Origin of the sequence: Pinirhizobacter sp., assembly GCF_036499745.1 — a bacterium.
Classification (GTDB): Bacteria; Pseudomonadota; Gammaproteobacteria; order Xanthomonadales; family Rhodanobacteraceae; genus Pinirhizobacter.
The window spans coordinates 44,030-58,953 of the sequence record NZ_DASYDG010000006.1 but is presented as its reverse complement, the minus strand read 5'-3'; the positions used below and the strand labels follow the sequence as shown (position 1 = coordinate 58,953).

Annotated in this window: 12 protein-coding genes and 1 tRNA gene; 12 read left to right on the top strand and 1 reads right to left on the bottom strand. The window is 64.0% G+C overall.

Annotation, left to right across the window (positions count from 1 at the left end; all coding sequences use genetic code 11):
• Nucleotides 1–357 precede the first annotated feature (357 nt).
• The 10 genes from VGM61_RS01850 to phaC all read left to right on the top strand — a co-directional run bounded on the left by VGM61_RS01850 (nucleotide 358) and on the right by phaC (nucleotide 11,595).
• Nucleotides 358–434: transfer RNA gene (locus VGM61_RS01850), tRNA-Met, on the top strand.
• Between the two features lie 184 nt (nucleotides 435–618).
• On the top strand, nucleotides 619–1,122 hold the full coding sequence (gene rimP, locus VGM61_RS01845) for a ribosome maturation factor RimP (RefSeq protein ID WP_331521004.1): 504 nt from the start codon (nucleotides 619–621) through the stop codon (nucleotides 1,120–1,122).
• A 41-nt stretch (nucleotides 1,123–1,163) separates the two neighbouring features.
• Nucleotides 1,164–2,669, top strand: a complete 1,506-nt coding sequence (gene nusA, locus VGM61_RS01840) for a transcription termination factor NusA (RefSeq protein WP_331521003.1) — start codon at nucleotides 1,164–1,166, stop codon at nucleotides 2,667–2,669.
• A gap of 130 nt (nucleotides 2,670–2,799) precedes the next feature.
• A complete protein-coding gene (gene infB, locus VGM61_RS01835; protein WP_331521002.1) occupies nucleotides 2,800–5,640 on the top strand; it encodes a translation initiation factor IF-2 in 2,841 nt (946 codons plus the stop codon).
• A complete protein-coding gene (gene rbfA, locus VGM61_RS01830; protein WP_331521001.1) occupies nucleotides 5,640–6,026 on the top strand; it encodes a 30S ribosome-binding factor RbfA in 387 nt (128 codons plus the stop codon). Before infB ends, rbfA begins: the two co-directional genes overlap by 1 nt.
• Before the next feature lie 8 nt (nucleotides 6,027–6,034).
• Nucleotides 6,035–6,964: a tRNA pseudouridine(55) synthase TruB gene (gene truB, locus VGM61_RS01825; RefSeq protein ID WP_331521000.1), complete on the top strand. Its 930-nt coding sequence runs from the start codon at nucleotides 6,035–6,037 to the stop codon at nucleotides 6,962–6,964.
• Nucleotides 6,965–7,118: 154 nt separating this feature from the next.
• Nucleotides 7,119–7,388: a 30S ribosomal protein S15 gene (rpsO, locus tag VGM61_RS01820; protein ID WP_250622658.1), complete on the top strand. Its 270-nt coding sequence runs from the start codon at nucleotides 7,119–7,121 to the stop codon at nucleotides 7,386–7,388.
• A gap of 24 nt (nucleotides 7,389–7,412) precedes the next feature.
• Nucleotides 7,413–9,512 (top strand): polyribonucleotide nucleotidyltransferase, encoded by a 2,100-nt coding sequence (gene pnp, locus VGM61_RS01815; RefSeq protein ID WP_331520999.1) that lies wholly within the window; start codon nucleotides 7,413–7,415, stop codon nucleotides 9,510–9,512.
• Nucleotides 9,513–9,605: 93 nt separating this feature from the next.
• A complete protein-coding gene (locus tag VGM61_RS01810; RefSeq protein WP_331520998.1) occupies nucleotides 9,606–10,529 on the top strand; it encodes a poly(R)-hydroxyalkanoic acid synthase subunit PhaE in 924 nt (307 codons plus the stop codon).
• A gap of 1 nt (nucleotide 10,530) precedes the next feature.
• Complete coding sequence (phaC, locus tag VGM61_RS01805; RefSeq protein ID WP_331520997.1) at nucleotides 10,531–11,595, top strand: class III poly(R)-hydroxyalkanoic acid synthase subunit PhaC; 1,065 nt, start codon at nucleotides 10,531–10,533, stop codon at nucleotides 11,593–11,595.
• 55 nt (nucleotides 11,596–11,650) lie between these two features.
• On the opposite strand, the gene VGM61_RS01800 is transcribed toward phaC, so the two are convergent.
• On the bottom strand, nucleotides 11,651–13,219 hold the full coding sequence (locus VGM61_RS01800) for a tyrosinase family protein (RefSeq protein ID WP_331520996.1): 1,569 nt from the start codon (nucleotides 13,217–13,219) through the stop codon (nucleotides 11,651–11,653).
• A gap of 144 nt (nucleotides 13,220–13,363) precedes the next feature.
• On the opposite strand from VGM61_RS01800, the gene mtnA reads away from it, so the two are divergent.
• On the top strand, nucleotides 13,364–14,377 hold the full coding sequence (gene mtnA, locus VGM61_RS01795; protein ID WP_331520995.1) for an S-methyl-5-thioribose-1-phosphate isomerase: 1,014 nt from the start codon (nucleotides 13,364–13,366) through the stop codon (nucleotides 14,375–14,377).
• Entirely contained in the window at nucleotides 14,374–14,787 is a 414-nt protein-coding gene (locus VGM61_RS01790) for a GtrA family protein (RefSeq protein WP_331520994.1), read from the top strand. Before mtnA ends, VGM61_RS01790 begins: the two co-directional genes overlap by 4 nt.
• Nucleotides 14,788–14,924 lie beyond the last annotated feature (137 nt).

Sequence of the window (14,924 nt, the reverse complement as noted above, 5' to 3'; positions counted from 1 at the left end):
CCCCCCCGCGGCTCCCCCGCCCCTCCGGCTCACGAGGCTACCGGCCGCAGCAATCCTTCGAAAACAGGATGGGTCACGCGAGTTCGATGTTGCTCCTCTCGCCCCTGTGAAAATGCTGGCCGGGAAATGGCCTCCATCCATCGCGATTACTGCAAGCACACAGTGCTCTGCTCTCCGCGCATCCCACCGTTAAGTCCGAGGGGAGGGGTTGGGTGTCGTTTTCGGAACGCTTCCGCAGGGAGGCGAAGCCGGACGAGGACTTAGTGACGAAAGCGACACCCAACCCCTCCCTCGCTTCAACGTCACAACACACTGTTGCAACATTCAGGCCATGTCCGTATACTTCGCGGACTCTGATGCGGGGTGGAGCAGTCTGGCAGCTCGTCGGGCTCATAACCCGAAGGTCGCAGGTTCGAATCCTGCCCCCGCTACCAGGATCTTTCTTATCGAGAAAGCCTCCTTGTGAGGCTTTTTTGTTGGGCGCACGGATGCGTCTCCCGATCTTGCTATCATGGGGATTGGGAAGAGTCGGATACATCGGCGTGGTAAGGGAATGGGCCGTTGGAGCCCATTTTTTGTTTCTGAAGACCGGAAAACCAAGGGCAAACAGTAGGAATCGTGGATACACAGGCACTTGCCAAGCGTTTTAGCGACATCCTCGCCGAGCAGGGCGTGGAATGCATCGGCGTGGAATTCCTGCCCTCCCACGGGCAGAGTACGCTGCGTGTCTACCTCGACGTCGAGGGCCGCGAGGTCACCGTCGATGACTGCGAGGCCGCCAGTCGTGAACTGTCGGCCACGCTCGACGTTGAAGATCCCATTCCCGGACACTATGTATTGGAGGTTTCCTCCCCCGGCATCGACCGTCCGCTCTTCACCGCCGAGCAGTTCGGCAAGGTGGCAGGGCAGGAGGTCAAGGTGCTATTGAAATCGCCGCTGGAAGGCCGTCGCCGGCTTCGCGGCAAGGTCGCGTCAGTCGAAGGCGGGCGCATCGCGCTCGACACCGAAACCGGCCGCATTGAATTTGCGCACGACGCCGTGGAAAGCGCTCGCGTGGTTCCCGACTGGGCAGCGCTCGGCTACGTGCCGCAGCCCAAGAAGGGCGGAAATAACAGTCAATAACGAGATTGGGGCGCTTTGATGGCGCCCCTGGAGTAGCGGCAATGAGCAAAGAACTCCTGCTGGTCGTGGACGCGGTCGCCAATGAAAAGGGCGTGCCCCGTGATGTCATCTTCGATGCGATGGAAGCAGCCCTGGCCTCCGCGGCCAAGAAGCGCTATCCCGATGAAGATGCGGACGTGCGCGTGTCGATCGACCGCAACACCGGTGAATACGAAACCTTTCGCCGCTGGGAAGTGATCGCCGACGACGGCGAGATGGAATCGCCATTCAACCAGGTACGCCTGATGGACGCCCTGGACGAACAGGATGGCGCCGAGGTCGGCGACACCGTCGAGCACCAGATCGAAAATGCCGAGTTCGGCCGCATCGCCGCCCAGGCCGCCAAGCAGGTGATCGTGCAGCGCGTGCGCGAAGCCGAGCGTGCCCAGGTGGTGGACGCTTTCCGCGAGCGAGTGGGCGAGCTTGTCACCGGTATCGTCAAGCGCGTGGAGCGTGGCAATGTGTACCTCGACCTTGGCAGCAACGCAGAGGCTTTCATCCCGCGCGACAAGACCATTCCCCGCGAATCGGCCCGCGTCGGCGACCGGGTGCGCGGGTACCTCTATGAAGTGAAGTCGGAGATTCGCGGACCGCAGCTGTTCGTTTCGCGCAGCGCCCCGGAATTCATGATGGAGCTGTTCAAGCTCGAGGTGCCGGAAGTGGGCCAGGGCCTGGTCGAGATCAAGGGTTGCGCCCGCGATCCGGGCGACCGCGCGAAGATCGCCGTGGTGGCCCATGACAGCCGCACCGATCCCATCGGGGCCTGCATCGGCATGCGCGGTTCGCGCGTGCAGGCAGTTTCCAACGAGCTCAACGGCGAGCGCGTGGACATCATCCTGTGGCACGAAAACCAGGCCCAGTACGTGATCAATGCGATGGCGCCGGCTGAAGTGCAGTCGATCATCATGGATGAAGAAAAACATTCCATGGACATCGCGGTGGCCGAGGACAAGCTGTCCCAGGCGATCGGCCGCGGCGGCCAGAACGTGCGCCTGGCGTCCAAGCTCACCGGATGGCAGCTGAACGTGATGACCCAGGACCAGGTCACCGCCAAGACGGAAGCCGAGCAGGAAACCGCGCTGGCCCTGTTCATGGACAAGCTCGAGGTCGATCAGGAGATCGCCAATATCCTGGTGCAGGAAGGCTTCTCCTCGGTCGAGGAAATTGCCTATGTGCCCAGCGCGGAGCTCCTGGCGGTGGAAGGCTTCGACGAGGATATCGTCGAGGAACTCCGCGCCCGCGCCCGTGATGCGCTGCTTACCGAGGCCCTGGCTGTGGAAGAGGGCATCGACGAACACCGTCCGTCCGGCGAGCTCCTGGAGCTCGACGGCATGGACGAAACCACCGCCTATGCACTCGCCGAGCGCGGCGTGGTCAGCCTGGACGACCTGGCCGATCTGGCAGTGGACGAAATGATCGATATCGAAGGCATGGACGAAGAACGCGCAGCGCAGCTGATCATGGCCGCGCGCGCACCGATGATTGCCCGCCTGGAACAGGGCGGCTGACCGCGGAAGGCGATGCCCGGGACGGGCATCGGCGGGAGGGCCTGCAAGGGCCTTCCCCCAGGGATGGAGGTAGCCGCGCGGCCTTTAGGCTTGCGCGGACGGCACGCGGGTTTGGCGGAGAAAAGTAACGATGTCCGATGTAACGATTAAACAACTGGCCCAGGTACTGGGCATGCCGGTCGACAAGCTGCTTGGGCAGCTTGGCGAGGCAGGCATGAAATTCTCCGACGAGGGCCAGGTGATCAGCAGCACCGAGAAGGTGAAGCTGCTGGGCTTCCTGCGCCGTACCCATGGCAAGGGCGAGGCTACGGCCGAAGTCGAGGACGCCGCCCCGCGCCAGATCACCCTCAAGCGCCGTACGGTCAACGAGATCAAGGTCAATACCGGATCCGGCCGTGGCGCCGGTGCGGCCAAGACGGTAAACGTCGAGGTCCGCGCCAAGCGCACTTACGTCAAGCGCGGCGCCATTGGCGACGACGCCGGCGTCGATGCCGAGCGCGAAGAAGCCGCCCGCAAGCTGCAGGAATCCCGCATCCAGCAGGAGCAGGAAGAAGCTGCCCGCGCCGAGGCCGAGCAGCGCCGTGCCGCCGAGGCCCAGGCCGCTGCCGAAGAAGCGCGCCGTGTCGAGGCCGAACGTGCCGAAGCCGCACGACTTGCCGCCGAAGCCTCGCTCGCCACTGAAACCGCTGCGGCCCCGGAGCCTGTCGAGCAGGCCGTTGAGGCATCAGCTCCCGTGGCAGTGCCCGCTGCCGCCCAGGCGGCGCCGGAACGCTCAAGCACCGACCACAGCTCCTTCGGCCTGATCCTGCCCCGCGTGCATGAGCCGCGCAAGCGCGTGATCAAGCCGACACCGGCCCCGGCCCCGGCCCCGGCACCTGCGCCCGTCGCCGCCGCGGCGCCCGTGGTCCCGCCAGCCGTGGCTGCGCGTCCGGCCGCTGCCCCTGGCGCGCGTCCGGCGCCCGGTGCCGTGGCCGCGTCCAACGATTCACGTGGAAACGCCAAGCCCCGTCATGGTGGCGGCGGTCGCGGTGACCGCGAGTCCGGTGGCAAGCGCTTTGCTGCCGGTGAAATGCACCTGTCCGAAGCCGATCGTGCCCGCCGTTCCGGCAAGGGCGCGCGTGGCAAGTCGCGTGGCCGTGTCGAGGCACCGCGCGGTGGCGCATCGTCCGGCGGCCCGCATGGTTTCACCCGTCCCACCGCCGCCGTCGTCCGCGACGTGGTGGTGACCGACGCCAACCTCGTTGCCGAGCTCGCCCAGAAGATGGCGGTGAAGGGTGCCGAGGTGGTCAAGGCATTGTTCAAGATGGGCGTGATGGCCACCATCAACCAGACCATCGACCACGACACCGCGGTACTCGTCGTCGAGGAACTGGGGCACAACGCCGTGCGCGCGTCCGATGATGACGCCGAGGCTGCCCTGCAGGCCCACACCCAGACCGCCGAACTGGAAGGTGAGAAGCTTCCACGTCCGCCGGTGGTGACCATCATGGGTCACGTCGACCACGGCAAGACATCGCTGCTCGACTACATCCGCCGTACCAAGGTTGCATCCGGCGAAGCCGGCGGCATTACCCAGCACATCGGTGCGTATCACGTGGATACGCCCAAGGGCGTGATCACCTTCCTCGATACCCCGGGCCATGCGGCGTTTACGGCGATGCGCCAGCGCGGCGCCCAGAGCACGGATATCGTCGTGCTGGTGGTGGCCGCCGACGACGGCGTGATGCCGCAGACGATCGAGGCAGTCAAGCACGCCAAGGCGGCCAAGGTGCCGCTGATCGTCGCATTGAACAAGATGGACAAGGACGGCATCAATCCCGACAACGTCAAGCAGGGCCTGGCCAACCTTGAGGTCATCCCCGAAGACTGGGGTGGCGACACGCAGTTCGTACCGGTATCGGCCAAGACCGGCATGGGCGTCGAGGCCTTGCTCGAAGCCATCTCGGTGCAGGCTGAGGTCATGGAGCTTCGCGCCGTGGCCGATGGCCGCGCCTCGGGCGTGGTGATCGAATCCAGCCTCGACCGCGGTCGTGGCCCCGTGGCCACCGTGCTTGTGCAGCAGGGCACGCTGCGCAAGGGCGACTTCCTGGTCTGCGGCATCGAATATGGCCGCATGCGCGCGCTGGTGGATGAATCCGGCCGCCAGGTCGACCAGGCCGGTCCGTCGATTCCCGTGCAGGTGCTTGGCCTTTCCGGTGTTCCGGAGTCTGGCGACGACTTCGTGGCCGTGGAAGACGAGCGGCTGGCCCGCCAGGTGGCGGCCGAGCGTCAGCAGAAGCGCCGCGAGACCCGCCTGGTCAGCACCAAGTCCAACCGCCTGGAAGACATCATGGCGCAGATGGGCAAGGGTGAAGGCCAGCAAGTGCTCAACATCCTGGTCAAGGCCGACGTACAGGGTTCGGTCGAGGCGCTGCGCGACTCGCTCACCCAGATCGGCAACGACATGGTGCGCGTGAACGTGATCGCCTCGGGTGTCGGTGGCATCACCGAATCCGATGCTACCCTCGCCGCCGCCGCCAAGGCGCTGGTGATCGGCTTCAACGTCCGTGCCGATGCGTCGGCACGCAAGGTGATCGACACCAGCGGCCTTGATGTTCGCTACTTCTCGATCATCTACGACGTCATCGACCAGGTACGCCAGGCGGCATCGGGCCTGCTGGCGATGGAAGTCCGCGAGGAGGTCATCGGTATCGCCCAGGTACGTGATGTGTTCCGCAGCTCCAAGTTCGGTGCGGTTGCCGGTTGCATGGTCACCGAGGGCTCGGTCAAGCGTTCCAAGCCGATCCGCGTGCTCCGCGACAACGTCGTGGTGTTCGAGGGCGAGCTTGAATCGCTGCGCCGTTTCAAGGAACTGGTGGACGAAGTCCGCAACGGCATGGAGTGCGGCATTGCCGTGCGCCAGTACAACGACGTCAAGGTCGGTGACCAGATCGAGTGCTTCGAGCGCATCGAAGTGGCGCGTACGCTGTAATGCCTGCACGCGATTTCAAGCGGACCGACCGCGTTTCCGCCGAGCTCCGTCGCGAGCTCGGCTCACTGGTCCATGCCGCGGTCCGCGACCACGGCCTGCCGTCGGTGAGCGTGTCCGACGTGGAGGTCACTCGCGACCTCGACTGGGCCACCGTGTGGATCACCGCGTTGCGTCCGGAAGATTCCAAGGAAGCCATGTCGGCCCTGAAGGACATGGCCAAGGAATTCCGCCGCGAGCTCTCCAAGGGCTCGCGGATGCGGCGCGTGCCGGAATTGCGCTTCAAGTACGATGAATCGGTGGACCTGGGCGAGCGCGTGGAGCGCCTGCTGCGTGAGTCCGGCGACATCCCCGAACCCGGCACCGACGAAGCCGACGACGGCAAGTAACCTGCCGCATGGGTTCCCGCCGCAAGCCACACCCGAAGTTCCACGACATCCACGGCATCCTGCTGCTGGATAAACCCCTGGGCATGAGTTCCAACGCGGCGCTGCAGCACGCGCGGCGCCTGGTGGGTGCGGCCAAGGGTGGCCATACCGGCAGCCTGGACCCCCTGGCCACGGGCCTGCTCCCGCTGTGTTTCGGCGAAGCCACCAAGCTCGCCGGCCTGCTGTTGGGTTCGCAGAAGGCTTACAAGGCGGAAATCACCCTGGGCGTCACCACCAGCACGGCCGATGGCGAGGGGGACATCACCAGTCGCCGGGACGTGCCCGTCCTTGGCGACGATGCCCTGGAGGCTGCGCTTGCCACCCTGCGGGGCACGATCACCCAGGTGCCCCCGGTGTATTCGGCGATCAAGAAGGACGGCGTGCCGCTCTACCGGTTGGCCCGCGAGGGCGCCCCGGTGACGGCCGAGCCTCGCCAGGTCACGGTGTCCAGTCTCCGGTTGCTGGCCCGTGACGGCGACCGCCTGCGCCTGTACGTCGAATGCAGTTCCGGCACCTACATCCGCAGCATCGCCGTCGACCTGGGTGAACGCTTAGGCTGTGGCGGTCATCTGTCGGCGCTGCGTCGACTCTGGGTCGATCCGTTCACGGAGCCGAAGATGGTGACCATGCAGGATCTGGAAGCCGCCGCTGGAGCGGGCCCCGGGCCGCTGGACGCCTGCCTGTTACCGGTGGAGGCCGGGCTTGCCCACCTGCCGTCGGTGCGGCTGGACGCTGAACAGGGCAGGGTGTTCGCCTTCGGGCAGCCGGTGCCGGTGGCGGTCGATCCGGGCCTCTATGCCGTTTTCAGCGAAAACGGCCGTTTGATGGCCGTTGGCGAGGTCGGCGTGGATGCCATCCTGCGCTCCCACCGGGGGCTGAACCTTCCGGAGCCGGCGTGACGCTTATGGCGCCGGGCCTTGTTGCCAAAGGGTTTCGCCCGTTACAATAGCGTGCTTAACACCCTTGGCTTTCATCATCTTGCGAAGCTTGCGCAACGTTATCCACGGGTAACGTTGCGCAAGTTTCGCAGTCGCTTTTAAGGAATCGATACACATGTCGCTCACCGCAGAACAGACCGGCAAGATCATCGCCGACTATGGCCGCGTGCCCAACGATACCGGTTCGCCGGAAGTCCAGGTCGCGCTGCTCTCGGCCCGCATTGAACACCTGACCGAGCACTTCAAGACGCACAAGCAGGACCACCACTCCCGCCGCGGCCTGCTCAAGCTCGTCAACCAGCGTAAGCGCTTGCTGGGCTACCTCAAGACCAGCGACAGCTCGCGGTACCAGACCCTTATCGAACGCCTCGGCCTGCGCCGTTAACCGAACAGGACGAGGAGATACCCAGTGGCAAAAGTAACCAAGTCATTCCAGTACGGTAGTCACGAAGTCACACTGGAGACGGGCGAAATTGCCCGCCAGGCATCCGGTGCGGTTGTTGTCTCCATGGGCGGCACCGTCGTCCTGGTCTCGGTGGTCGCCGCGCCCAAGGCGCGCGAGGGGCAGGATTTCTTCCCCCTCACCGTGGATTACATGGAGAAGTTCTACGCCGCGGGCCGCATCCCGGGCGGTTTCTTCAAGCGCGAAGGCCGTCCGACGGAGAAAGAAACCCTTACCTCCCGCCTGATCGACCGCCCGCTGCGTCCGCTCTTCCCTGAAGAGTTCCGCAACGAGATCCAGGTCATCGCCCAGGTCGTGTCGCTGAACCCGGAAGTGGACGGTGACATCCCGGCCCTGATCGGTGCCTCGGCCGCCATGTCGCTGGCAGGCGTGCCCTTCAAGGGTCCGATCGGCGCTGCCCGCGTCGGTTACGCCAATGGCCAGTACATCCTCAACCCCACCGCCGCCCAGCTGAAGACATCCGACCTCGACCTCGTCGTTGCCGGTACCGCCGGCGCGGTGCTGATGGTGGAGTCCGAAGCCAAGCTCCTGTCCGAAGATGTCATGCTGGGCGCGGTGATGTTCGGCCATCGCGAGATGCAGGCCGCGATCAACACCATCAATGCCTTCGTCGCCGAAGCTGGCGTGAAGACATTCAAGTGGGACGCCCCGGCCGCCAATTCGGCCATCGAGGCGGTGAAGAACGCCGTTGGCAGCCGCTTCACCGAGGCCTTCCAGATCCGCGACAAGCTCGCCCGCCGCGATGTCGTCTCGGCGCTCAAGACCGACGTCAAGAATGCCCTGGCCAGCCAGTACGAGGCCAATGGCTGGACGGACGGCGACATCGGCGCCGCCTTCGGCGAAGTGGAATACCGCACGCTTCGCGACGGCGTGCTCACCACCAAGGTGCGCATCGACGGCCGCCAGCTCGACGACGTCCGTCCGATCTCCGTCCGCGTGGGCGTGCTGCCGCGCACTCATGGCTCGGCGCTGTTCACCCGCGGCGAGACCCAGGCACTGGTCGTGGCCACGCTCGGCACCACGCGCGATTCGCAGCTGATCGACGCGCCGGAAGGCGAGTGGAAGGACACCTTCCTGTTCCATTACAACTTCCCTCCGTTCTCGGTGGGTGAGACCGGTCGCGTCGGCAGCCCGAAGCGTCGCGAGATCGGCCACGGCCGCCTCGCCAAGCGCGGCGTGCAGGCGGTGAAGCCGACCATCGAGGAATTCCCGTACGTGGTGCGCGTGGTTTCGGAAATCACCGAGTCCAACGGCTCCTCGTCGATGGCTTCGGTGTGTGGTTCGTCGCTGGCCATGATGGACGCGGGTGTCCCGCTGAAGTCGCCGGTCGCCGGCATCGCCATGGGCCTGGTCAAGGAAGGCAACGACTTCGTCGTGCTTTCGGACATCCTGGGTGACGAAGACCACCTCGGCGACATGGACTTCAAGGTTGCAGGTACCGCTGAAGGCGTGTCCGCCCTGCAGATGGACATCAAGATCGACGGCATCACCGAGGAAATCATGCGCACCGCCCTGGCCCAGGCCAAGCGTGGACGCCTGCATATCCTGGGCGAGATGGCCAAGTGCCTCTCCGAAGCCCGTTCGGAAATGAGCGAGTACGCCCCGCGCCTGCTCACCATCAAGATCCACCCGGACAAGATCCGCGAAGTGATCGGCAAGGGCGGCGCCACCATCCGCTCGATCACCGAGGAAACCGGCACCACCATCGACATCACCGATGACGGCAATGTGGTGATCGCCTCGGTCAACCGCGAAGCGGCCGAAGCTGCCCGCAAGCGCATCGAGCAGATCGTCTCGGACGTCGAGCCGGGCCGCATCTACGAGGGCAAGGTCGCCAAGCTGATGGACTTCGGCGCGTTCGTGACCATCATGCCGGGCAAGGACGGCCTGGTGCACGTGTCGCAGATCTCCTCCGAGCGCGTCGAAAAAGTCTCCGACAAGCTCAAGGAAGGCGACATCGTCAAGGTCAAGGTGCTCGAAGTAGACAAGCAGGGCCGCATCCGCCTGTCGATGAAGGCCGTGACGGAAGACGAAGCCGCCGTGTAACGGTTGCTTCATCCCGGTACAAGGAAGCCCGGCCTCGCAAGATGCCGGGCTTTTCGTTTGTTAGCATGTGATTTTTCATGACGCGATCATTCCATGACCCGGCCAGCCCCTGATTTCCTTGATGCCTACCAGTTGCTGCTGCGCGATGGCTGGGAAACCTGGCTGCGCCAGGTCGACCCCGGGGCCACGCCGGGCTTGGACGAAAAGGCCGCCGTGGCGCGCATGCTCGACGGCATCCGCGACTACACGCAGTGGCTGCAGTCCAATGCTTCCAACGCCCAGGGAACATCTGGGGCACCTGCATGGACACCGCCGCCCGCGTTTGCCCGCTTGTCGGGTGACGATGCCCAGCAACGGTTCCAGGCCTGGCTGAAGGCGACGCAGGATTGGCTGGGTACGTCTGCGGTGGGCCCAGGCGCCGCTGTCCAGGCCGACCAGCAGGCCCTGTTCGAGGCGCTTGCCGACCTCGCCGCCACCCAACAGCGTTACCAGGCCCTGCTGGGCCAGGTGCAGGCGCGCGGTCTTGCTTCGCTGCAGCAACGGATGGCTGGAGCAGGAAAGGACAACATGCCCACCATGCGCCAGCTCTACGATGCCTGGGTGGAAGTGGCCGAGGAGGCCTATAACAATGCCGCCCTGTCGGAAGAATTCCGCGAGGCCTACGGCGGGCTGGCCAATGCCCAGGTGCGGGTGCGAACGTTGCAGCAGGACCAGTTCTCCCGAGTCGGCGAGCAGATGGGCTTGCCCGGTCGCGGCGACCTCGAGGCGCTGTCGCGCAGCATCCAGGATATGCGGCGAGAGATTGCCGTCCTTCGGGCACAGGTAACCGCTGCTGCGCCCCACATGGTGCCGGAGAGTGCTTTGGCGAAGAAAGCGGCCGCGCGAGGAAAGCCAGCGACGAAAGTGACGCCGGCGAGGAAACCGACAGGCAGCAAAGCCGCCACGGCGAAGACATCCACCAGTAAGCCCGCGGTAACCAGGTCGGCGACAAAACCTGTCGCCAGGAAGAAGCGCTGAAATGGAGCTTCCCTTTCCGACCGATCCTGCTCGCCTGCACGAGGAACTGGCAGCTTTCCAGCGCAAGGTTGTCGATGGACTGGGGGCGTTGCGGCTTCCGGGGCCTGTAAGTTACGGCAGCACGCCGCGCGAGGCCGTCTATCGCGAAGACAAGCTCACGCTTTGGCACTTCCAGGGCGAAAAACCGCCAACGTCCAGGGCACCGGTGTTGATCTGTTACGCCCTGGTCAACACGCCGTGGATGGTGGATCTGCAGGACGACCGCTCACTGGTGCGCAACCTACTGGCACAGGGCGAGGATGTGTACCTGATCGACTGGGGTTTTCCCGACGCTGCCGATCGCTGGTTGGGCCTGGAAGACTACGTCCTTGGCTACCTGGACCGCAGCATCGACGCAGTGCGCGCACGGCATGGCGGAGGGGCAGTGAACTTGCTTGGCATTTGCCAGGGCGGCACGTTCTCGCTGTGCTATACGGCGCTGTATCCGGAAAAAATCCGCAACCTCATCACCATGGTCACGCCGGTTGATTTCCACGCAGGCGACAGCATGCTGTCGCATTGGGCGCGCAACATCGATGTCGATGCACTGGTGCATAGCTTCGGCAATATTCCCGCCTGGTTGATGAATCATGTATTCCTGACACTCAAGCCGTTGCGGCTGATGCAGCAGAAATACGTCGGCATGGTGGATATCCTGGACAAGCCTGGTGAAATGGCCAATTTCCTGCGCATGGAAAAATGGATCTTCGATTCGCCCGACCAGGCGGGAGAAGCGTTCGGCCAGTTCACCAGGGATTTTTTCCAGGCCAACAAACTTGTAAAGGGCCAGGTGGTGCTTGGTGGACGACATGTGGATCTGGCCACGCTCACCACGCCGATACTCAACATCTACGCCGAGCAGGACCACCTGGTGCCGCCGGCGTCTTCCCAGGCGCTTCGCCATGCCACGGGAAGTGCCGACTATACCGAGCTAGCCTTCAAGGGTGGCCATATCGGTATCTATGTTTCCGGCCGCGCCCAACGCGAGGTCCCTTCAGCCATCCACGCTTGGCTGCAGGTACGTTGATCATGATGCAACGATACGGTGGCAATGCTCATCGCCACCGTATCGTCCAACGGCGCTAGACCGAAACCAGCGTGACCTTATATACCTTGAGAACGGCCGCGGACGAACTGTTGCCTACCGACTTCGCGCGAACCCTGACGGTGAATTTATGTGCGCCGGGACCGGCTTCGGTCAGGCAGTTGCTTATGCCACTGGCAATGCCGACCTTCAGTTGTCCACGATGTAGCCTGCCTGGGCCCATTGCCCCCATGGTACCGAAGAATCCCGTACGGCCGCAGTGTTTGAATGTGTAGGGGGCGCCTCCGTCGACCTTCACCTCGATCGTGAAGCGCCAGTTGTTCTGGTCGTCGGGACGGTCCATGTCAATCAACAGGGCCGTTTGGCAGTTATTTCGAAAGGCATCGCAGGCAGCGAGTCCGGGGTCGACACTGGCCGTGACCGCGCCGTCAATCTTGAGGTCACTGGACTGCAGCGTGCATGGAATCATTGCCGGCCATGCGGCGTTTCCCGGACGTGCTGGTGCACTGGGAATGGGCGCTGAAGCCTCGAAGGCAAAACTGAGTTCGCTGCTGCTGACGTAGTCCCTGGTAATGCCGTTGACGGCCTCGCCGTTTTCGTCACTGAAGAACAGGAAAGGTTCGTTGCGCCAGGCCGCTGAGCCGTCCTGGCCATGCCATCCTTTGCGCTCCATCCAGATATCCCACAGCCGGTCGATGTTGCAATGATGAAGCCAGAACACCGGATCGGCCGCCGACATGAAATCGCCCATATAGCCACCAATAGCCTCGTGGACGAGGTTGTGCGGTTGGCTTTCGACCATGCCGGGCGAGCCCCCCATGGCGTTGTGCTGGTCGACCATGCTTCCGCCGAACTCCTCGAAGGTTGAAGGCGCCAGCGCGTTGGTCAGGATGGGTAGCGAAACTGCCTCGAGGGCGTCGCCGGTCAGTCCACGGTTGTCGGGCCCGAACTTACGGCCGGTGCCCCTGCTGAAGTAGATATGCACCGCCGACCAGAATTTCTCGAAGGTGTCCATGCCGCGCTGATTGAGCGCATTGCGCTGGTTGTTGTTGAGTTTGCTCCAGAACGTTTCCATGGGGCCGCGGAACTTGTCATTGAAGGTGGGGAAGTCGTGGATGAAGCCTGTGGCCCGGGTATCGAGCAGGTCACCGCGGAAGAACGCTGCAGGCATATCGGAAGCACTGGTCCAGTCCCAATAGGGCAGCGCGAACGACGGTTTCATGAGAAGTTTGCGCGCGATGCATTCGAACCAGTACAGGTAGCCTCGATGCCAGGGGAAAAACCAGGCGTTGCCGTGCGGACAATCCAGTACGTGGATCATTGCCTGTCGATACCAGTTGCGCGGATCTTCCGGAGGCAGTGCCATCATTGCATTGATGGCGGCGCGCAGGTCGCCCAGCACGGCGGTGCTGTAAGCACCGTTCACATTGCGGCGTTCGACTGTGGAGAGGGTGGATAGGCCGGCAGGCTCAGCCGCACGGCTTCCGCGCAGATGGCCGGCCAACGCCGGTAGCGCCGGCAGTGCCGCGCCTGCCGCAAGCAGCGTGGCACCATGGGTAAGGAACTTTCGCCGTGAATCTCGATTGTCGTTTCCGTTCGCATCCATGAGATGTCGTCCTTGTCAGTGGGGTCTGATGACGATGCCATGGAAGCGGCGACATCATTCCTCGATATTGCGTCAGCGACCGCTCATTTCCTTGTAAGCCACACGGCAGTGGGTAAGCGCGATGTGATCGCGCATAATGTGGACATGAACACCAACGACCACGATTCGATCCGCGCGGTGCAATGGCATGGCGATCGCCTGCGTCTTCTCGATCAAAGGAAATTGCCTGCCCAGTCCGTCTGGATCGACTGTCGCAATGCCGGCGACGTCACCGCCGCAATCAAGGATCTCGCCGTGCGCGGCGCTCCGGCCATTGGCATCGCCGCCGCATGGGGCGTGGTCCTGGCGGCACGCTCGGGTGAATCCCTGCCCGTGGCATTGGCCATGTTGCGTGCGGCCCGGCCCACGGCGGTCAACCTGATGTGGGCGCTGGACCGCATGAAGTCCCGTCTGGACGCCGGCGCAGACATCGCCGCACTCCAGGCCGAGGCCCAGGCCATCCAGGACGAAGACCTCGCCGCCAACCGGCACATGGGCGCGCTCGGCGCGGCCCTGATCTCCCCGGGTTCGGGCGTGATGACCCATTGCAACACCGGTTCGCTGGCCACGGCGGGATTTGGCACCGCCCTGGGCGTGATTCGCGCTGGTGTTTCGGCAGGCCGCATCGCCCAGGTGTTCGCGGGCGAGACGCGCCCGTGGCTGCAAGGAGCCCGCCTGACCATGTGGGAACTGGTCAATGATGGTATCCCCGCGCGGCTGGTGGCCGATTCGGCCGCCTCGCACCTGATGAAGTCCGGCGCGGTGCAGTGGGTTGTGGTGGGTGCCGACCGCATTGCCGCCAATGGCGACACCGCCAACAAGATCGGAACCTACCAGCTGGCCATCGCGGCCAGGCACCATGGCGTGAAGTTCATGGTGGTGGCACCGTCCACCACGGTCGACATGGCCACCGCTGACGGCGATGACATCGAGATCGAACTGCGCGAAGCCACCGAACTGTTGTCGATGTCGGGAACGCGTACGGTGGTTGAGGGTGCCGACGCCTGGAACCCGGTATTCGACGTCACCCCGGCCGCCTTGATCGACGCCCTGGTTACCGAGCGCGGCGTGATCGAACATCCGGATCCGGCAAAGATGCGGGCCGTCTTCGGCGAATGACCCGCCTGCGCCAGGAACTGGTGGGTTTCGCGGCAGGCGGACTGCTTGGTCTTGCCATCGACGCATCGATCGTGCAGGTGCTGGTGACCTGGGCAGGCTGGCACGTCTATCCCGCCCGCGCGGTGTCGTTTGCCTTCGCTGCCACCTTTACCTGGTGGTGGAGCCGTCATGTCACCTTTCGCCATCGCCACAGTGGGCGTGCCCTGCACGCCGAATGGCTCGGTTGGGTGGTGTTGATGTCGCTGGGCGCGGCGGTGAACCTGGGTATCTACGTACTGGTCCTGAAGCTCTTCCCGGCCCTTGTACGCTGGCCCGCGGTAGCCGTGGCGGCAGGTTCCGCGGCGGGCGCTGCGTTCAATTTTGCAAGTGCTCGCGGGGCGCTTTTCACGAAACCCAAATCGTCACCGTAACTCATTGTTTTTAAAAGATTAAATACTGGGTTTTCGTGACCCGGTGTGCTACACTTACGCGATGCATTTTTCGCTTGTCGCCCGTGCCCCGTCTGGGCCGTGGTGGGGGCCCACCCAAAACAGTCTGGAAGCCGTTT